A 19,479-nucleotide genomic window follows, 5' to 3' on the forward strand; every position below is an offset into this window, starting at 1 on the left:
TGAGCGTTATTAAGAATCTGTTCCTAAAAACGCTCGAGTAAATGATATATGGTTTATCTTGTATTTGGCTTGGCAGTTCAAGATAAACTCTTTTAGATTCTCGCTCACAGGGAAAACGCAGTGTACGTCTAAACCTTCTAAGAATTGGTTATCAGCCATATCCCAAAAACTTTGCAGCGAATTACAAACAATGGTTCTCATATCAATGTTGCTCTTTTTGCTGTTTATATTAACGCTCAACATATTGATGTCGTGCTAAACGTTAACGGGGATAGCAATCCGTGCAGTGACCTCCTCAATGTTACAGGTTCAAACATTGGGGGTATTCCAATAAAAACGTTTGTTTATATCCATAAAACGTGCAAATTCTATACAATTATTGGTGTGAGTTAAAGTGCATACTTGATAAAACTCATATAGTAAACGATTACATTTGCAATTATTTTTGGAACAAAGTGAGATTTCGATCTAAATTTTTAATTATACGTTCAATGCTAAGATTTTTGAATTTCGTTGATAGTTATAAAGCCCCTGCTTTTCCATCGGTAATTCATCAACCCCAATCTCGTAAAACCCTTGTTCGCGGAACCAATGAAGGCTGTGCGTGGTAAGAACAAATATCTGGTCGATATCTCGAGACTTGGATTGGTGACGCATGTAATCCAGTAGCAATTGACCACGGTTCCCATCTCGATAATCAGAGTGGATAGCGACGCACGCCATCTCTGCCATGTGATCTTCTGGATACGCATAAAGCGCAGCGCACCCAATAATAAGCCCGTCTTTTTCAATAATGGTAAAGCGATGGATCTCCTGTTCTAACTGCTCTCTTGAGCGACGAACTAAGATACCCTGTTCTTCCAGGGGCCGAATGAGATCAAATATGCCACCAATATCATCAATCTGAGCTTGTCTTACTTGCTCAGCACTTGCCATCACGACTTGGGTACCAATACCGTCAAAAGAGAACAGCTCTTGGATTAACGCGCCATCGACCTTGTAACTGATTAAGTGGCAACGTGGAACACCGGCTCGACAAGCGGAGATAGCACCTTTTAGGAAGCGTAGTGTTCCCGTGCTCATATCTTCGGTCGGATTCTGAGACTCCGTTAAGCGTTCTAGGATTTGTTTAGCGTCTTTAGGGAACAGTTCGGCGAGTACATTACCGCTTTCGTCGGTTACCCCTTGTTCGGAGCAAAATCCAATCAGCTTGTCTGCCTTTAAGCGAATCGCGACTTGTGTTGCGACTTCTTCAGAAAGCAGGTTAAAACTTTCTCCTGTCACGGAGCTAGCAATTGGACCTAACAGGACAATAGAGCCTTGATCAAGTGTGCGATTAATCCCTTCGATATCGATTCGACGAATACGTCCGCTGTGGCAATAATCCGTACCGTCATCTACGCCTAGCGGCTGAGCCGTAATGAAGTTACCACTCATCACATTCAGTTGAGTGCCTGCCATTGGGGTGTTATTAAGGCTCATCGAAAGACGAGCTGTAATAGCCAGCTGTAATTGACCTGCGGCTTGCATCGCTACCCCTAAAGAATATTCGTCAGTGACTCTAATGTTCTTATGGTAAGGCGTATGGCAATCTTGCTTTGCTAGCAGCTGATTTATCTGTGGTCTTGCCCCGTGAACGAGAACAATCTTGACTCCTAGGCTGTGGAGTAGGGCTATATCACTAATAATGTTGCCGAAATTTTTGTCAGCAACAGCTTCGCCTCCTAGCATAATGACCATGGTTTTGCCACGGTGAGCATTTACGTAAGGTGTTGATTGTCTGAAGCCTTTTACTAGCGCTGTACTTCTTAATTTCACAGAACAAGTCCATTTTGTTTATTTATTCGCTAATTTAGCATTTAAATTCAAATTTAAACAACATGTTTTTGGAATAAAGCGCAAACTATTCTCATCGAGACTTCATTATACAAACGGTCTCAGTGTAGAATATATACAGCATCTTTATGAGTAGTAACCGAATGCAGCAAGCGCCAGCAAGAAAGAACAAGATCGATGAGATAACGGAAAACCTTTACAGCGAAGCAGAACAACGCAATCAGTCTAAATTGAAGCGTAAGATCATCGAACGTTGCTTGATGGTATTGGCCCTAGTGGGTTCATTTGCTGTGGTTTCTTTATTCAGCGATGTGCTTTCACGAGTACAAGATGCAGCAACGCCTGACCACTTGTTGTATGGCACTTGGGTAGAGCAGGACGTTGCACATTATGTAACGGACGAATTTGTGCTCAATGCCAATGGTGTGTCAGTACGAGGATCTGTTGTGTCGACTAGTTTTGATTTCGATGGGAACTACTTCGAATATAAGACGGGAGATAGAGCCTATCGTTTTCGTATCACTAACTCTGACAACACAGAGATGGTGCTCGATTCAGACGCTCACTATAATCCTGTCTTCCGTCTTAAGGGACATATGGTTAATTCAGTTCGATAGGTTATCTTACTGTAAACTCTTACAATCTAAGATTGTGTTATCTGACCGTTTTTGTCATCCTCGATGCATAGAATTTTTAGGATGACTCTTGTGATTAAAAAATGGCTTCCCCTTGTTGCTGCCTCTTTACTATTTGGCTGTGCTCAACCCACCGATCGTGCTCAACAACACTTTGATGATGAATTTCCTCGTACCTTAAATAAGGTCGATCAGGTTGAATCCAACAAACCAAGAGACTACACCGCATTTGCAGAACAAGCTGAGATGGTGGTTTCTAAATCTCCTTCAATGGCTAAGATCTATGAACCGTTGTATCAGCAACTCAATGAGTGGGCGATGCTGAGTGGCGATCCTAGCGAATTAGCTAATTTCGGTGTTCAAACCGCTCAACTAGGTGGTGGTGATAAACAAGGCAATGTTTTGTTCACGGGCTACTTTTCTCCTGTGATGGAGCTGCGCCACGAAGCGAATGAAGAATACCGTTACCCTGTTTACGGGCTTCCTGAGTGTGGCAAAGAGTGTCCAACACGCGAAGAGATTTACAACGGCGCATTAGAAGGTCAAGGCCTTGAGTTAGGTTATTCAGCAAACCGCATCGACCCATTTATGATGGAAGTGCAGGGCAGTGGATTTGTGCACTTCGGTGATGATGACACGCTGCAGTATTTCGCCTACGCGGGTAAGAATAATAAAGCTTATGTGAGCATTGGCCGTGTTCTGATTGAACGAGGCTTAGTTCCACGCGAAAAAATGTCGCTAAAAGCAATCAAAGAGTGGGTATTGGCAAACGATCCTGAAGTAGTGAAAGAGCTGCTTGAGCAAAACCCTTCTTTCGTTTTCTTTGAAGCGAGAGACGACCTATCGGTAATGGGCAGCGCGGGCATTCCTCTATTACCGATGGCGGCGGTAGCGGGCGATCGCTCTATCTTACCTATGGGAACACCGATTCTTGCTGAGGTTCCACTACTGAATGCTGATGGTACTTGGAGCGGCGCTCATCAACTAAGACTGCTATTGGTTTTGGATACGGGCGGCGCGGTTAAGCAAAACCATTTGGACCTTTACCACGGCATGGGCCCTCGAGCGGGTACAGAAGCGGGCCATTACAAGCATTTTGGTCGTGTGTGGAAGCTCGGTTTAGATGGCAGCGCAACTGAAGCGCCTTGGGCTTTGCCTCCTGAAAAGGTTGAGTAAGCTACAATAAAATAGGGCATTGAAAGCGAATCGCTAATCCCCTAGACTTTTTATTCAAGAGTGCGTATAAAACGCACTCTTTTCTTTTTCTCAGAAATAAATTGGCGGCAACAATGCGTGAATTGACCACTCCAGCTTCAGAAAACTATGACCAACGATTTGGTGGCACCCGTCGCCTATATGGCAATAGTGAAGTCGACATACTTAGAGCAGCACACGTGTGTGTGATCGGTATTGGTGGTGTCGGTTCATGGGCGGTTGAAGCGCTTGCTCGTACTGGTTTAGGTGAGCTGACTTTGATCGATATGGATGATGTGTGTGTGACCAACATCAACCGTCAGATCCACGCAATGTCGGGTACCGTTGGTAAAAGTAAAATTGAAGTGATGGCAGAGCGCGTTAAGCTGATTAACCCTGAGTGTAAAGTTAACCTGATTGACGACTTCATCGGCCCAGACAATCAGGCTGAATACCTGTCGAAAGAGTTCGACTTTGTATTAGATGCGATTGATAGTATGAAAGCTAAGGCTTCACTGTTGGCATATTGTCGTAGTAACAAAATTAAGGTGATCACCACCGGTGGCGCGGGTGGGCAAGTCGACCCGACTCAAATCAAAGTGGCCGATCTGACTAAGACGATTCAAGATCCGCTAGCGAAGAAGCTAAAAGACACCCTTCGTCGTCATCATAATTTCCCTAAGAACCCTGCGCGTAAGTTTGGTATCGATTGTGTGTTCTCGACTGAACAGCTGAAATACCCTCAAGCTGACGGCAGTGTATGTGCTGCGAAAGCAACAGCGGAAGGTCCAAAACGCATGGACTGTGCGACGGGTTTTGGCGCTGCGACAGTGGTCACTGCGACTTTTGGTTTTGTGGCTGTTTCACGTATTGTTGAAAAGCTGATTCAAAAGCACTCTAAGTAGTTCTTTATTATTTGCTTGAGAACACTAAACCATTGTCACCTGTACATTTAGTCATAATCTATTGGATATTAAAATGATGTCATTCCCAAGCTCTCCATTCGGCACTGAAATTACCAGTGATGATATTGTCGCGAAGATGCAGACATTCAGCGGCTGGGAAGATCGTTATCGCCAAGTGATTCAATGGGGTAAGAAATTACCTAGCATGCCTGATGAGCTGAAGAGTGAGCAGGTTGTAGTTTCTGGTTGTGAAAGCCAAGTCTGGCTAGTTTCTCAGAACATCGACGGTGTTTGGTATTTTTGTGCTGATTCTGATGCTCGTATCGTGCGCGGTCTGATTGCATTAGTGATGGCTGCGTATGATGGAAAAACATCAGAGCAGGTTCAAGCGTTCGATATTGATGGTTACTTTGAACAAATCGGCCTAATTACCCACCTTAGCCCATCTCGCGGTAATGGATTAAAAGCGATTGTTGCTCAAATCCAAGAGCTAAGTGCTTAATATCTCCTTGATACACAGAAGCAAAAAGGGTTGACGTTAAACGCCAACCCTAAGTAATTTCGCTACTCCCTAAAGCATATCAACGGCTTTTTCTATCGCCGCTACGAGCTTTTCAACATCATCCATGTTGTTGTAAATACCAAATGAAATTCGAACCGTTCCTTTCACATTAAGTGCATCCATTAATGGGTGAGCACAATGATGTCCTGCACGTACTGCGATACCTTGCTGATCCAGTAGGGTCGCTATATCTTGATGGTGAACACCATCCATCACAAAAGTAATCACACTTGCGTTAGGTTGATACCCTAAAATCTGAATGTCATCCAGTTTACTGAGCGCAAGATAAGTCTCGTGTTGTAGTTGGTGGATATGATTTTCGACATCTTGTTGTACAAAACCACTTAACCATTCTATTGCGGTGCTTAGTGCTATGGCCCCTGCCACATTTGGCGTGCCCGCTTCGAATTTGCCAGGCAGTTCTGAAAAAGTAGTGCCAGAGAAAGAGACGCGCTCGACCATTTTGCCACCACCATGCCAAGGTGGCATCGCTTCTAACAATTCAAGCTTGCCGTAAAGCACACCGATGCCCGCAGGGGCATAGAGCTTGTGTCCAGAGAATACGTAGAAATCAGCGCCTAAAGCAGCAACATCAACCGATTCATGAACGATACCTTGTGCGCCATCGACTACCACAATTGCATTCATCTTGTGTGCTTTCTCGATGACGGCTTCAATCGGCTGACGAGAACCCGTTACGTTGGTTATCTGAGCTAATGCAACAATCTTGGTTTGTTCATTTAAAAGTGCATCAAACGCAGTGAGGTCAAATTCACAATCCGGTGTCATCGGTACTTTAACGACTTTAGCACCGGTTTGCTCTGCGACAATTTGCCAAGGCACGATGTTGGCGTGATGCTCCATTTCGCTGACTAAGATCTCATCGCCGGGCTTAAGGGTGCTTCTGGCGTAGGTTTGAGCGATAAGATTAAGCGCTTCGGTTGCACCGCGAGTCCAGATGATCTCTTTTGAAGAGCTTGCACCGATAAACTGAGCGACCTTATCTCTGGCAGCTTCAAACTGACTGGTCGCGTTCGCTGTTAAGCTATGGCTACCACGGTGAACATTGGCATTTTGTTTGGAGTAATATTGGCTAATGGCATCAATAACTACCTGAGGTTTTTGTGTCGTTGCCGCGCTGTCTAAGTAAATCAATGGTTGTTGATTGATGGTTTGTGATAGCGCAGGAAACTGCTCTCGGATGTGATTGATATCAAGCATCTATTCTTACCTAAAATCTTGGAAATTGGTGCCAGCGTTATGCTTAGCGGTATTGTTATTTTATCGCGACTTGTTGACCGTTGCTGACTAATCTTGATGATTCCAGCTATTTTCTTGCTCTTTGACCTGATTGAACAGCTTTTGGTTAACAGGAACTTCTATCTGATGTTTAAGCGCTGTTTTTATTAGGTGTCCAGTGATGAAGTCGATCTCTGTCTTGCGTTGGTAAAACATATCCTGCTTCATGGATGAGTTGTTCTGCGCCGTGGCTTGGATGACCTGCTTGACACTTGCTTCTAATCCGTCGAATGAACAAGCGATCTCTTCGGCTTGCATAACTTGTGTTAGCTCTTCAACGATAGAACTTAAAATACTCTCAAACCTTTGGTCTGCAAGTTCACCATTCTTGATTTGTTCCAACCCTGTCAGTGGATTGATAGCACAATTGATGGCGAGTTTAGCCCAAAGCGCGGTTTCTATTTGTGGGTTCCAACTCACAGCGGGGAGAGCATCATCCAATACATCAACCAAAAACGTGCACTGTTGACCCGTTTGGTTAAAAGCACCCAACTGGGTTTGTCCTATTCCTGTATGAGATACACTATTACGATCAGGTTTGAATGCTGCTTGGGTCGTGGTAGCCAATACTATCGGGTGAGCATTAATTTGAGTGGCAATGTTGTCGACCGCGCCCATTCCGTTATGCATGAACATGAGAATGGTGTCAGAGTCGAGATATTGAAGTAACGGAGTGGTGGCTTCTTCTACTTGCCAAGCCTTGACTGTGAAGATAACCAAATCACTCGCGGCTAATCGTTCGATATTGTTGTTACTGATAGGGAGAGAGGGTTGTCCATCAAGTGATAGCTCAATGGAGTGGTCGGAAGAACGACTCCACAAAGAGACATTATGACCCGCTTTAAGCAGTTTTATCGTCCATAAAGAGCCGATAGCTCCAGGTCCAACAATAGTGATGTTCACAGCAATACCGAGATAAGAAAGTGATGCTGCAAGGATAGCGAGGCATTAAATGAAAGCAATAAAAAATGGCACCCGAGGGTGCCATTTTATCTAATGAAGTTTTAACTTGATTAGAAGTTGTACTGTAGACGGTAGATGATTAGATCTTGGTAGTCTTTACGTGCAAGCTTGTTCACTGTGTAACGGTAAAGAACACCAGTTGACCAGTTTTGGTGGAAGTTCCATAGTGCATTGATACTACCATTTAGACCGTAGTCGCCACCTTGAACTTCTGAGTACTCATCGTTACGAGCAAATTCATATTCGCCCCAAGTTGAGAACGTAAAGTTTTGACCTGCAATGTCAGTATTGTAGTAACCAACCCAACCAGCCATACCACCGTTAGAACCGCTGATATCACCAGAGTTAATTTGGTGTGCACCGATGAATGGTGTGAATGCCCAACCGTCACCGCTTAGACCAGTATAGCCAAGACCAAGAACACGGTTTTGCTCATGGAAACCAGCATCAGTATCTGTGTTGTAAACTTGTGCGTAAAGGCTAACTTTAGTATCCATTAGGTTGTAGTGGATAGTACCTTTAGTTGAAGCTCCGCGATCATCACCTGAACGATCAACACCTTCGTAGTCGTAGAAGCCGTAGATTTGACCCCAGTCAAATGCAGCACCGCCTTCGATACCAATAACAGCTTGGTTACGATCTGAGATGTCACCACCGAAGTTATCGTCATCGTTACCAAAGCCTTGGTCCCAAACTTGGTAATCAGCATACATGCTACCAAAGCCATATAAGTATTCTGCCTGAGCAGGGATTGCTGTTGCAGCTGCAACTACGCCAAGAGCTAAAAGTGATTTACGCATAATGGAACTCTCTATGTTAAAAATGAATAACCCGCTAATCCGTGCGTGTTTATGATGTCCGAATGCCGAGCATAATAGCGATTTTGTTCTCAAATAAAAGTGAGACAGAGTGAAAACTACAATTATTAATTTGAAGTTGATCGCACTAATGATCTAAATGATGGAACTTTAAGGTGGTAATGCATCTTGATGCACCTTGGATTCTATTGATTTTGTGAAATCTGATTATTTTGTAGATAAATTGGTGAATTGATGCTCTAAGCAAACGATTATACTAAATAGAGTGATATGCATATCAAAATCAACAGTATTCGTTTCTAAGCGTTTTCTCTTAAAAAATGACAATTCAACCCGTCTTACAATCCAGTCTTTGATCTATCTTTGACCGAAAACGGTGGGTATTGCTGGCAGCACTCCGGCGCTAAGTGATGTGAAATTCAAAGATTATGCAAATGGCATTTATGTTGCGGCGGGGTCTTACTTTGTGACGATTACTGTAGCGGGTCAGCCTTTGGTTGTGGCGATTGATGATTCGATGGGAACAGGTTTTAATCTTATCGTGAGCGACACAACAGACTAGATCTGAAGACCGAACGTAAAAGAGGGAAGCTCAATGCTACCCTCTTATCATTTTTTTTGACTCTATTCTTGATTGTTTTTGGCTTTTTCTAATAAATCCGTGAAAAAGTGGCGTAACGAATAGAGCATGATCAAACTCGGTATCACCATGAGTGCAGTCAGTATAAAGAAGGTTGACCAGTCATTGAGGTAATCAACCAACTCACCACTAAATGAAGCCAGTGTTGTTCGACCGAAGTTACCCAAGGATGCGAGTAATGCATATTGGGTTGCAGAGAAGGCCTGCCCGGTTAATAGTGTTAAGAAAGAGACAAACGCTACGGTTGAAAACGCAGTTGTAAAGTTATCGACAATGATGGTTGCCAAGAACAAGGTTTCACTCGGGCCAGTGTGAGCGATCCACGCAAACATTAGATTACTGGCCGCCATTGCCACACCGCCGATCATCAGTCCGCGTACAATACCGAATTTCACATTGAAGACACTGCCTACCAAAGTGAAGAATATCGTCGCGCCCCAGCCAATTAACTTGGAGTAATGACCGATCTGTTCATTACTGAAACCTATCTCTTTATAGAAGGTGATCGACATGCGACCTAGGAAGGCTTCACCTATCTTAAATAGGAACACAAACAGCAATAGAGTAATGGCAACTTGAACTCCGTTTCTTTTGAAGAAATCATAAAATGGTTCTAACACGGTAACACTGAACCAAGCCACGACTTTCGAACCGACAACCTTATTGTGGCGTTGCTGAGCCTGTTCTTGCAGGACTTCGCGTTGTGTATTTGGCTCTCCGACAAAAAGAGTAAACAGCATTAGTACGACAACGACGCCTGCCATTCCGTAATACACGCCATTCCAACCGATTGAGTCTGCGTTAATAAAGGCAAGGTAGCCTGGTAGAGAATACCCCGTCCACCAACCAATTACGGCCATTGCAGAAGCTTGCGGCAGTTTTGATGCTTCGGATTTTGGGAAGGTATCAATACGAAATGCATCAATCGCGATGTCTTGCGTGGCTGAGGCAATGGCAATAGCGAGCGCCAACATTGAGGTAAACGCCAAATTCTCTGCGGGATTGACGCCTGCGATGAATAAGGTGCCGATTAAAACAATGGTTTGGCAGAAAAAGATCCAACTGCGGCGCTGGCCGAGTATTGCGTGAAGCACCGGCAGTTTTACTCGGTCTACCAATGGTGCCCATAAAAAGTTAATCGCATACACGGCAAACACACTACCAAAGTAGCCAATGGCAGCACGCGTTAAACCTGCATCTTTTAGCCAGCCAGACATGTTGGATCCAATAAGAACCCATGGGAAGCCACTCGAACAGCCGAGCATAAACACCCAAAGTAGACGTTTATCTAGGTAGCTGCGAAAAGTCTGCATCCAAGAAAGAGAGGGAGTGCCTGATGACATAGGGCGTCCTTGTATAGAAAAACGCCCTTAAGAAATAAGGGCGTTACATTGGATTACTTAAGAAGGGTCACTTTAGTGATGACGATTGGGTCAACTGGTATGTCTGACATGCGGCCCATTCGCTTGGTTGGAATCGTTGCCATCTTTTGAACAACATCAAAACCTTCAGTTACTTTGCCGAATACAGCGTAGCCTGGGTTGCTACCTTTTGCGTTCAAGAAGTCATTATCAGAGAAGTTAATGAAGAACTGACGAGTTGCAGAATCTGGCGCATTAGTACGAGCCATCGCGATTGTTGCTGTATCATTCTTCAAGCCATTGCTGCCTTCATTCTTGATAGGAGCGTAAGTTGCTTGTTGATTCATCTCTTGATCGAAGCCGCCACCTTGAGCCATAAAGCCAGGAATAACACGGTGGAAGATAGTGCCTTCGTAGCTGCCGTCAGCAACGTATTTTAGGAAGTTCTCCGCACTAACCGGTGCTTGTTCTTGGTTAAGCTCAATTGTGAAGTCGCCTAATGTTGTTTCTACGTTCACTTTAGGACCAGCCCAAACGCTCACGCTCACCAACATTAATGCGATAGAAGATAAAATACGAACCATTAGAAACGTTCCTTCATGTAAGTTTGTAGCTCTTGGTCGTTAGCGATTTCCGTAAGAACCAAGTTAATCACGTCATTAAGAACCATAGAGATGTCGTCATTTGACGCACTCAAGGCACCAGTGCGCGTTGCAGTACCGTTGAATGTTTTCACTAGTTTGCCTTCAGGCGTTTCAGCCGTAACTTCAAGCGTTACTTTACCGTCCATTTTGTTTTCCATAATGGTGTGTTCTACGGTAACAAGCGCTTCTTGAATCTCCAAAACAATTGAGTTTTCACTGTTTACGCTTGCACGAAAACCTTGAGACTCTAACTGCTGTGCAACAGCATTTTCTAGAGAAATACGCATGTTTTGCTTAGCGTGAATTGGCTGAATGTTTGAACGGCCACTATCAACCAATGCAACATATTGAGCGGCACGAACATCTTTACTGGTTAGTGTGTATGTTTTGCCTTGTACAAGGTTGCTTGAGCTTAGTGAAGCTTCTGGCATTACATTGATCTGTTCTTGCTGAGGGGCTGAACATGCTGTCAAAGCCATAATAGAAGCAGCCAAAATCAGTTTTTTCATTCCTTTATCCTTTCTAAATTCACACCAGAAGCTCGGTATCTTAAATTCTTGTGAAGTCGTTTCTGCTTATTTATTAAAATTCGCAGGCTCTCTTGTTGCTTGTAATATCTCAAATTTTTGGTTTAGTTCAAGCGTTTCAACGTTAGCTTCACCAAATAGTCTCGCTAGTTTGACATCGTATCCGAGGTGTCGGTTGCCAATAACAATTAATTTGCCTCCATTGCTTAGAACATGCTTTGCATCACAGAACATTTGCCACGCAATGTGATCCGTAATCGCTTGTTGCTGATGGAATGGAGGATTACACATCACTAGGTAGGTGCTGTTTTTCTTGAAGCCATCTAAACAGTTATTGGCGATGAACTGGAAGTTGCCTTCTTCACCAAGGTTATCCTTGACGTTTTGGCGCGCCGACTCCACCGCCATAAAGCTTTCATCCACACAGGTGATACGAGCTTGTGGGTTCAATTGCCCTGCTTTTACACTCAATACACCGTTGCCACAGCCTAGATCGATGATATGACGTAGCTCAGGATCTTGTGGGATGTGCTCTAGCATATAGCGAGCGCCTTGATCGAGTGCTTCCCCTGAGTAAACATTTGGTAAATTTTTCAGACGGATATCTTCACCGTCCACATCCCATTCAACAAAAGGCTCTACCGTTTGAATTGGCTGGCAGTTTGGAGATGAGAAGACTAAGCGGTGTTTTTTCTTCGCTAGTGATGTTTTGGTTTCGCCTAGGTATTTTTCGAACAGGTTAAGCGTAGAGGTGTGAATCTCTTTTACCTTGTTGACGCCGATCACTTGGCAGCCTTCAGGCAATGCTTGGCGTAGCTGACTCAATTGCCAGATTAGGTGACGATTTGTTTTTGGCAGCTGCATGATCACAAGATCGATACCGTGTGGGATATCATCCATCGTGTTCAAGAAGTTCACTCGGTTACTTTGATTGCGCTGCAAGTTTTTCAGGGCACCACGGTGAGAGATAAATGAGTCGCTCATCATAGTGACATCATGATCTTTCGAGAACCAAGCGGATAGGGCACCGAAGCTGTCGTTCATGATCAGGATGTGTTTGCCAGGTTCGAGGTTCATCTCTTCAACATGACTGATCAGGTATTCGTCGCCCGCATCCCAAGCTTGAAGGGTTTCATTTGAACGTTTCGGGAAACGATGTAAGGTCAAAGTTCTGTCGTGAAGGGTAAGTTCGGTTTTCATTGCTTGAGATACTTATGTAAGAAATAACAAAGATATTGTCTCAAATGCAGGCTGAACAAGATAGAAAAAACTCAACCAAACCTATGCCATTCGCTATCAAATACTCAGACACTCGACCTGTTAGGGTTTATACTCAGCCCACGGATAATGCCAATACGTTATTAAGGAATCACAATGATCCAAGAAGTTATCGAAACAAAATTGCACAATGAGTTTTCACCAAGTCATTTAAACGTGGTCAATGAGAGCTATATGCACAATGTTCCGGCTGGTTCTGAGAGTCATTTCAAAGTGATTGTTGTCAGCGATGTGTTTGAAGGTTTGCGTCTTATTGCTCGTCATCGAGCGGTAAATAAGGCACTTTCAGAAGAGTTAGCCAATAATATCCACGCACTGTCTATTCACACTTATACAAAAGATGAATGGATGAAGCAGCTAGATAGCGTGCCAGACAGTCCAATGTGTATGGGTGGCGGAAAGTAAGAAGGCCTATATACAGAGAAAAGCGCCATGGCGCTTTTTTTGTCGTCAAACGTATGTATTTTTCGTTCTTATATCACCCAAACTGATGTCAAATTGAACGAGCTCAAATACCTACAATGAGTAGTGTTTTTATTAACAGTGTTTCAACATAACTAGTAAAATATTAGTTTGTGACAGAGTATTAATCTCTTGTTTAAAACACGATTCAAAAGCCATTTTATCTGTGCGGCTCGTCAAATTTATACATATTTGAGAGGCCATATGCTTCAAATCTCACCAAATAAAGGCTGTATTCAAGTTATTGGTCATGGCATCGAGTTGTCAAAAAATGCTAGAATATCGCACCTGATAAATCTCACATGATTCGTGTGGTGATTTTATTATGAAAATGTTGCGATTTTGGTATCTCAAATTTACCAAAACCGGACACTGTAATGTCGTGTCTAAGGGCGAGTTTAAAACGTCCTGAATTTACGCAATTAAAAGAATCTTTTTCCCGATAAAGTAGTGCAAGTGCGTATGATTACAATAAATAAGGGTTTGGATCTTCCTATCGCAGGAACTCCATCCCAGGTGATTAATGATGGTAAGTCCATCACTAAAGTCGCCTTGCTTGGCGAAGAGTACGTTGGTATGCGTCCTACGATGCATGCTCGCGTTGGTGATGAAGTGAAGAAAGGCCAAGTTCTTTTTGCAGATAAAAAGAACCCAGGTGTTGTATTTACTTCTCCAGCAAGCGGTAAAGTTATTGAAGTGAACCGTGGTGCTAAGCGTGTTCTTCAATCAGTAGTGATTGAAGTAGCAGGCAATGAGCAAATCACGTTCAATAGCTATGAAGCTAACCAACTAGTAGGCCTTGACCGTGAAACGGTTAAAGCTCAGTTAGTTGAGTCTGGCGCATGGACCGCTTTGCGAACTCGTCCGTTCAGCAAGGTTCCAGCAGTTGATTCTGAAACTCAGGCTATTTTCGTTACTGCTATGGATACTAATCCGCTAGCAGCTGAGCCAGAATTAATCATTAACGAGCAGTCTGATGCTTTCGTTGCTGGTTTAGATCTTCTTTCAACTCTGACTAACGGTAAAGTGTACGTTTGTAAAAAAGGTACTAGCTTACCTCGTTCAGCTCAGTCTAACGTTGAAGAACATGTTTTTGATGGCCCACACCCTGCAGGTCTTGCAGGCACGCATATGCATTACCTATATCCGGTAAATGCACAAAATGTAGCGTGGAGCATTAACTACCAAGATGTTATCGCATTCGGTAAGCTTTTCCTTACTGGTGAGATTTACTCTGAGCGTGTTGTTTCTCTGGCTGGTCCAGTGGTGAACAACCCACGTCTAGTTCGTACTCAAATTGGTGCTAGCCTTGAAGAGTTGACAGACAGCGAGTTAATGCCAGGCGAAGTTCGTGTGATTTCTGGTTCTGTACTTACGGGTACTGAAGCAACAGGTCCACATGCTTTCCTTGGTCGTTACCATCAGCAAGTTTCTGTTCTACGTGAAGGTCGTGATAAAGAGCTATTCGGCTGGGCTATGCCTGGTAAGAACAAGTTCTCTGTTACTCGTTCATTCCTTGGTCACCTGTTTAAAGGTCAGTTGTTCAACATGACAACGACAACAAACGGTAGTGACCGCTCAATGGTTCCAATTGGTAACTACGAGCGCGTAATGCCTCTAGATATGGAACCTACATTGCTGCTTCGTGATCTATGTGCAGGCGACATTGATAGTGCTCAAGCACTAGGTGCGTTAGAGCTAGACGAAGAAGATGTAGCATTGTGTACCTTTGTATGTCCAGGTAAGTACGAGTACGGTCAACTACTTCGTGAATGCCTAGATACGATTGAGAAGGAAGGGTAATTTTCATGGGCCTTAAAAAGTTTCTTGAAGACATCGAGCATCATTTTGAGCCAGGTGGTAAACACGAGAAGTGGTTTGCGCTTTACGAAGCAGCAGCGACAGTGTTCTACACGCCAGGTCTTATTACAAAGAAAAGCTCGCACGTTCGTGATAGCGTTGATTTAAAACGTATCATGATCATGGTTTGGTTCGCGGTATTCCCAGCAATGTTCTGGGGTATGTACAACGCGGGTGGCCAAGCTATCGCAGCACTTAACCATATGTATGCAGGTGCTGAACTAGCATCTGTTATCAGTGGTAACTGGCACTACTGGCTAACCGAAATGCTTGGAGCCTCCTTAGGAGCCGATGCAGGTGTTGGCAGCAAGATGCTACTTGGTGCGACTTACTTCCTACCTATCTACGCAACGGTATTCATCGTTGGTGGTTTCTGGGAAGTTCTGTTCTGTATGGTGCGTAAGCACGAAGTAAACGAAGGTTTCTTTGTTACTTCTATCTTATTCGCGCTTATCGTTCCGCCAACACTTCCTCTATGGCAAGCAGCACTAGGTATTACCTTCGGTGTTGTAGTCGCTAAAGAGATCTTCGGTGGTACGGGTCGTAACTTCCTGAACCCTGCACTTGCTGGCCGTGCGTTCCTATTCTTTGCATACCCTGCACAGATTTCAGGTGACGTAGTTTGGACTGCTGCAGATGGTTTCTCTGGTGCAACTGCTCTTAGCCAATGGGCTCAAGGCGGCGGTAGCGCACTAATGAACGTAACATCTGGTGAAGCAATCACTTGGATGGACGCATTCATTGGTAACATCCCAGGTTCTATCGGTGAAGTATCGACTCTAGCACTTATGATCGGTGCTGCGATGATCGTTTACATGCGTATCGCTTCATGGCGAATCATTGCTGGTGTAATGATCGGTATGATTGCTGTGTCTACGCTGTTTAACGTGATCGGTTCTGATACTAACGCAATGTTCAGCATGCCTTGGCACTGGCACCTAGTTCTAGGTGGCTTCGCATTCGGTATGTTCTTCATGGCGACTGACCCAGTATCAGCTTCATTTACCAACAAAGGTAAGTGGTGGTACGGCATCCTAATCGGCGCAATGTGTGTAATGATTCGTGTAGTTAACCCTGCATACCCAGAAGGCATGATGCTTGCGATTCTATTCGCAAACCTATTTGCTCCTCTGTTTGACCACGTTGTAATCGAGAAGAACATTAAGCGGAGACTAGCGCGCTATGGCAAGTAATAACGATAGCATTAAAAAGACGCTGTTTGTTGTTATCGCATTGAGCCTAGTGTGCTCAATCATCGTTTCAACAGCTGCAGTTGTTCTTAAACCTAAGCAACAAGCTAACGCGGTTCTAGATCAGCAAACTAAGATCCTTGAAGTTGCGGGCATTGAACTTGCGGGTAATATCCCTGAACTGTACGCAGAGAACATTGAACCTCGTCTAGTTGATTTCGCTACTGGCGATTTCGTTGACGGCGATGCTGCTGCATACGACCAACGTAAAGCGGCAAAAGATCCAGCTCAGTCAATCAAGCTTTCAGCTGAAGATGACATCGCTAAGATCCTTCGTCGTGCTAACACGGGTACTGTATACCTTGTGAAAGATGGCGCTGAAACTTCTAAAGTTATCATCCCTGTTCACGGTAACGGTCTATGGTCAATGATGTACGCATTCGTTGCGGTAGAAACTGATGGCAACACAGTTTCTGGTATCACTTACTACGAGCAAGGTGAAACTCCTGGACTTGGTGGTGAAGTTGAGAACCCATCTTGGCGCGCTCAATTCGTTGGTAAGAAATTATTCGACGAAAACCACAAACCTGCTATTCAGGTTGTTAAAGGTGGCGCTCCTCAAGGTTCTGAGCACGGTGTAGATGGCCTTTCTGGTGCAACACTGACTAGCGTTGGTGTTCAACATACATTTGACTTCTGGTTAGGTGATATGGGCTTTGGTCCGTTCCTAGCAAAAGTTCGTGACGGAGGTCTGAACTAATGTCTAGTGCAAAAGAAATTAAAAAGAGCATCTTAGCGCCGGTGTTGGACAACAACCCAATCGCGCTACAGGTTCTTGGTGTGTGTTCTGCTCTTGCGGTAACCACTAAGCTAGAAACAGCATTTGTTATGACTATCGCGGTAATGTTCGTTACTGCTCTGTCTAACTTCTTCGTTTCTTTGATCCGTAACCACATTCCTAACAGTGTGCGTATCATCGTTCAGATGGCAATTATCGCATCACTAGTAATCGTGGTAGACCAAGTGCTTAAAGCATACCTATACGATATCTCTAAGCAGCTATCTGTATTCGTAGGCCTAATCATTACTAACTGTATTGTAATGGGTCGTGCTGAAGCATTCGCAATGAAGTCTGCGCCAATCCCATCTCTAATCGATGGTCTTGGTAACGGTCTTGGTTACGGTTTCGTTCTTATCACTGTTGGTTTCTTCCGTGAGCTTCTAGGCTCTGGCAAACTATTTGGTATGGAAGTACTACCTCTAGTGAGCAACGGTGGTTGGTATCAGCCAAACGGCTTGATGCTTCTAGCACCTTCTGCATTCTTCCTAATTGGTTTCTTGATTTGGGCAATTCGTGTGTTCAAACCAGAACAAGTAGAAGCGAAGGGGTAAGGTAGTCATGGAACATTATATTAGTCTGCTAGTTAAATCGATTTTCATCGAAAACATGGCGCTTTCTTTCTTCCTAGGTATGTGTACATTCCTAGCGGTATCTAAGAAAGTTAAAACTTCTTTTGGTCTTGGTGTTGCGGTAGTTGTAGTACTTACAATCGCTGTTCCTGTAAACAACCTTGTTTACACACACATCCTGAAAGAAAACGCGCTTGTTGAAGGTGTCGATTTAAGTTTCCTTAACTTCATCGCATTCATCGGTGTTATCGCGGCACTTGTACAAATCCTAGAGATGGTTCTAGACCGTTTCTTCCCACCTTTGTACAACGCACTAGGTATATTCCTTCCACTGATCACAGTTAACTGTGCAATTTTTGGTGGTGTATCTTTCATGGTAACTCGTGACTACAACTTTGCTGAATCTGTTGTTTACGGCTTCGGTTCTGGTGTGGGTTGGATGTTAGCTATCGTTGCTCTTGCGGGTATCCGTGAGAAGATGAAGTACTCTGACGTACCTCCAGGTCTTCGTGGCCTTGGTATCACGTTCATTACTGTTGGTCTGATGGCGTTAGGCTTTATGTCTTTCTCTGGTGTTCAACTGTAGGGTAAGCACCCAGTAATAAGGAATAACAAATGTTTAGTATTATTCTTGGCGTAGCGATGTTTACCATTATTGTACTGGCTCTAGTACTAGTGATTCTTTTCGCTAAGTCTAAGTTAGTACCATCAGGTGACATCACTATTTCAGTAAACGGCGACCCTGAAAAGGCGATCGTTACTCAACCTGGTAGCAAGCTACTTGGTGCCCTGGCTGGCGCTGGTATCTTCGTATCTTCTGCTTGTGGTGGCGGTGGCTCTTGTGGTCAGTGTCGTGTAAAAGTTAAGTCTGGTGGTGGCGACATCCTTCCAACTGAACTTGATCACATCACAAAAGGTGAAGCTCGCGAAGGCGAACGTCTTGCATGTCAAGTTGCTATGAAAACTGACATGGAGATTGAACTAGACGAAGATATCTTTGGTGTTAAAAAGTGGGAATGTACTGTTATCTCGAATAACAACGAAGCTACTTTCATCAAAGAACTTGCTCTAGCGATCCCTGAAGGTGAAGAAGTTCCGTTCCGCGCGGGTGGTTACATTCAGATTGAAGCTGAACCACATCACGTGAAATACGCAGATTACGATATTCCTGAGGAATACCGTGGTGACTGGGATAAGTTCAACTTGTTCCGTTATGAGTCTATCGTTAAAGAGCATTCGATCCGTGCTTACTCTATGGCTTCATACCCAGAAGAGAAAGGCATCATCAAGCTTAACGTGCGTATCGCAACTCCGCCGCCAAACAACCCTGACGTAGCTCCTGGTGTGATGTCTTCATACATCTGGTCTCTTAAAGAAGGCGACAAATGTACTATTTCTGGTCCATTTGGTGAGTTCTTTGCTAAAGACACAGACAATGAAATGGTATTCATCGGTGGTGGTGCAGGTATGGCGCCTATGCGTTCTCATATCTTCGACCAACTTAAGCGTCTTAAGTCTACTCGTAAGATGTCTTACTGGTATGGCGCACGTTCTAAGCGTGAGATGTTCTACATTGAAGATTTCGATGGCCTAGCGGCTGCAAACGAAAACTTCGTGTGGCACTGTGCACTGTCTGATCCTCAACCAGAGGACAACTGGGACGGTTACACTGGTTTCATCCACAATGTACTGTACGAAAACTACCTGAAGGATCACGAAGCTCCTGAAGATTGTGAGTACTACATGTGTGGTCCACCGATGATGAACGCTGCTGTTATCGGCATGCTGAAAGATCTTGGTGTAGAAGATGAAAACATCCTACTAGATGACTTCGGTGGTTAATCCACTTAAGTGATTGATATTATGGCTGACTCCTACGAGTCAGCCATTTGTTT

General features: G+C 44.1%; 20 protein-coding genes and 1 pseudogene. 12 read left to right on the forward strand and 9 right to left on the reverse strand.

Going from position 1 to position 19,479, the window contains the following annotated elements; all coding sequences use genetic code 11:
* Nucleotides 1–9: 9 nt before the first annotated feature.
* Together AB4323_RS15495 and argA are read right to left on the reverse strand one after the other, a co-directional pair.
* On the reverse strand, nt 10–201 hold the full coding sequence (locus AB4323_RS15495; RefSeq protein ID WP_008223046.1) for a hypothetical protein: 192 nt from the start codon (nt 199–201) through the stop codon (nt 10–12).
* 279 nt (nt 202–480) lie between these two features.
* Nucleotides 481–1,818 (reverse strand): amino-acid N-acetyltransferase, encoded by a 1,338-nt coding sequence (gene argA, locus AB4323_RS15500; RefSeq protein ID WP_010438993.1) that lies wholly within the window; start codon nt 1,816–1,818, stop codon nt 481–483.
* A 161-nt stretch (nt 1,819–1,979) separates the two neighbouring features.
* Between argA and AB4323_RS15505 the strand changes: the two genes are divergently transcribed.
* The 4 genes from AB4323_RS15505 (at nt 1,980) to csdE (ending at nt 5,072) form a co-directional block, all read left to right on the forward strand.
* Nucleotides 1,980–2,453 carry a DUF2850 domain-containing protein gene (locus AB4323_RS15505; protein ID WP_010438996.1) on the forward strand — a complete coding sequence of 158 codons (474 nt, stop codon included), beginning with the start codon at nt 1,980–1,982 and terminating at the stop codon, nt 2,451–2,453.
* Between the two features lie 81 nt (nt 2,454–2,534).
* Nucleotides 2,535–3,647, forward strand: a complete 1,113-nt coding sequence (gene mltA / locus AB4323_RS15510; RefSeq protein ID WP_372152839.1) for a murein transglycosylase A — start codon at nt 2,535–2,537, stop codon at nt 3,645–3,647.
* A 113-nt stretch (nt 3,648–3,760) separates the two neighbouring features.
* On the forward strand, nt 3,761–4,570 hold the full coding sequence (gene tcdA, locus AB4323_RS15515; RefSeq protein WP_017079921.1) for a tRNA cyclic N6-threonylcarbamoyladenosine(37) synthase TcdA: 810 nt from the start codon (nt 3,761–3,763) through the stop codon (nt 4,568–4,570).
* A gap of 73 nt (nt 4,571–4,643) precedes the next feature.
* Nucleotides 4,644–5,072 (forward strand): cysteine desulfurase sulfur acceptor subunit CsdE, encoded by a 429-nt coding sequence (gene csdE, locus AB4323_RS15520; RefSeq protein ID WP_017087709.1) that lies wholly within the window; start codon nt 4,644–4,646, stop codon nt 5,070–5,072.
* 69 nt (nt 5,073–5,141) lie between these two features.
* On the opposite strand, the gene csdA is transcribed toward csdE, so the two are convergent.
* From csdA to AB4323_RS15535, 3 genes are all read right to left on the reverse strand, one after another.
* Nucleotides 5,142–6,353: a cysteine desulfurase CsdA gene (gene csdA / locus AB4323_RS15525; protein ID WP_372098228.1), complete on the reverse strand. Its 1,212-nt coding sequence runs from the start codon at nt 6,351–6,353 to the stop codon at nt 5,142–5,144.
* Between the two features lie 87 nt (nt 6,354–6,440).
* Nucleotides 6,441–7,334, reverse strand: a complete 894-nt coding sequence (gene panE, locus AB4323_RS15530) for a 2-dehydropantoate 2-reductase (RefSeq protein ID WP_372152841.1) — start codon at nt 7,332–7,334, stop codon at nt 6,441–6,443.
* A 110-nt stretch (nt 7,335–7,444) separates the two neighbouring features.
* Entirely contained in the window at nt 7,445–8,194 is a 750-nt protein-coding gene (locus AB4323_RS15535; RefSeq protein ID WP_102428259.1) for an outer membrane protein OmpK, read from the reverse strand.
* Between the two features lie 360 nt (nt 8,195–8,554).
* Between AB4323_RS15535 and AB4323_RS15540 the strand changes: the two are divergent.
* A pseudogene (locus AB4323_RS15540) lies at nt 8,555–8,774 on the forward strand (2-dehydropantoate 2-reductase); the annotation flags it as partial.
* Between the two features lie 62 nt (nt 8,775–8,836).
* Here AB4323_RS15540 and AB4323_RS15545 read toward each other — a convergent pair.
* The 4 genes from AB4323_RS15545 to AB4323_RS15560 all read right to left on the reverse strand — a co-directional run bounded on the left by AB4323_RS15545 (nt 8,837) and on the right by AB4323_RS15560 (nt 12,584).
* Complete coding sequence (locus tag AB4323_RS15545) at nt 8,837–10,195, reverse strand: AmpG family muropeptide MFS transporter (protein ID WP_372152843.1); 1,359 nt, start codon at nt 10,193–10,195, stop codon at nt 8,837–8,839.
* 53 nt (nt 10,196–10,248) lie between these two features.
* The gene (locus AB4323_RS15550) at nt 10,249–10,797 is read right to left on the reverse strand and encodes a peptidylprolyl isomerase (protein WP_017067737.1); all 549 of its coding nucleotides are present in this window, start codon (nt 10,795–10,797) and stop codon (nt 10,249–10,251) included.
* Nucleotides 10,797–11,366 (reverse strand): YajG family lipoprotein, encoded by a 570-nt coding sequence (locus AB4323_RS15555; protein ID WP_017059907.1) that lies wholly within the window; start codon nt 11,364–11,366, stop codon nt 10,797–10,799. The genes AB4323_RS15550 and AB4323_RS15555 overlap by 1 nt, the downstream gene beginning before the upstream one ends.
* 66 nt (nt 11,367–11,432) lie before the next feature.
* On the reverse strand, nt 11,433–12,584 hold the full coding sequence (locus AB4323_RS15560; RefSeq protein ID WP_017068516.1) for a methyltransferase: 1,152 nt from the start codon (nt 12,582–12,584) through the stop codon (nt 11,433–11,435).
* Between the two features lie 174 nt (nt 12,585–12,758).
* Here AB4323_RS15560 and bolA point away from each other — a divergent pair, with 174 nt between their 5' ends.
* From bolA to nqrF, 7 genes are all read left to right on the forward strand, one after another.
* Nucleotides 12,759–13,067 (forward strand): transcriptional regulator BolA, encoded by a 309-nt coding sequence (bolA, locus tag AB4323_RS15565; RefSeq protein WP_017059909.1) that lies wholly within the window; start codon nt 12,759–12,761, stop codon nt 13,065–13,067.
* Nucleotides 13,068–13,586: 519 nt separating this feature from the next.
* A complete protein-coding gene (locus AB4323_RS15570; RefSeq protein ID WP_032547482.1) occupies nt 13,587–14,927 on the forward strand; it encodes a Na(+)-translocating NADH-quinone reductase subunit A in 1,341 nt (446 codons plus the stop codon).
* A 5-nt stretch (nt 14,928–14,932) separates the two neighbouring features.
* Nucleotides 14,933–16,177 (forward strand): NADH:ubiquinone reductase (Na(+)-transporting) subunit B, encoded by a 1,245-nt coding sequence (locus AB4323_RS15575; RefSeq protein WP_017067139.1) that lies wholly within the window; start codon nt 14,933–14,935, stop codon nt 16,175–16,177.
* Nucleotides 16,167–16,934, forward strand: a complete 768-nt coding sequence (locus tag AB4323_RS15580; protein WP_017059911.1) for a Na(+)-translocating NADH-quinone reductase subunit C — start codon at nt 16,167–16,169, stop codon at nt 16,932–16,934. Before AB4323_RS15575 ends, AB4323_RS15580 begins: the two co-directional genes overlap by 11 nt.
* Nucleotides 16,934–17,566: an NADH:ubiquinone reductase (Na(+)-transporting) subunit D gene (locus AB4323_RS15585; protein ID WP_008223083.1), complete on the forward strand. Its 633-nt coding sequence runs from the start codon at nt 16,934–16,936 to the stop codon at nt 17,564–17,566. The genes AB4323_RS15580 and AB4323_RS15585 overlap by 1 nt, the downstream gene beginning before the upstream one ends.
* Nucleotides 17,567–17,573: 7 nt before the next feature.
* On the forward strand, nt 17,574–18,170 hold the full coding sequence (gene nqrE / locus AB4323_RS15590) for an NADH:ubiquinone reductase (Na(+)-transporting) subunit E (protein ID WP_009848375.1): 597 nt from the start codon (nt 17,574–17,576) through the stop codon (nt 18,168–18,170).
* A gap of 29 nt (nt 18,171–18,199) precedes the next feature.
* On the forward strand, nt 18,200–19,426 hold the full coding sequence (gene nqrF / locus AB4323_RS15595; RefSeq protein ID WP_017059912.1) for an NADH:ubiquinone reductase (Na(+)-transporting) subunit F: 1,227 nt from the start codon (nt 18,200–18,202) through the stop codon (nt 19,424–19,426).
* Nucleotides 19,427–19,479 lie beyond the last annotated feature (53 nt).

It is taken from the genome of Vibrio sp. 10N.261.52.C11 (assembly GCF_041471405.1).
GTDB classification, from domain to species: domain Bacteria; phylum Pseudomonadota; class Gammaproteobacteria; order Enterobacterales; family Vibrionaceae; genus Vibrio; species Vibrio crassostreae_C.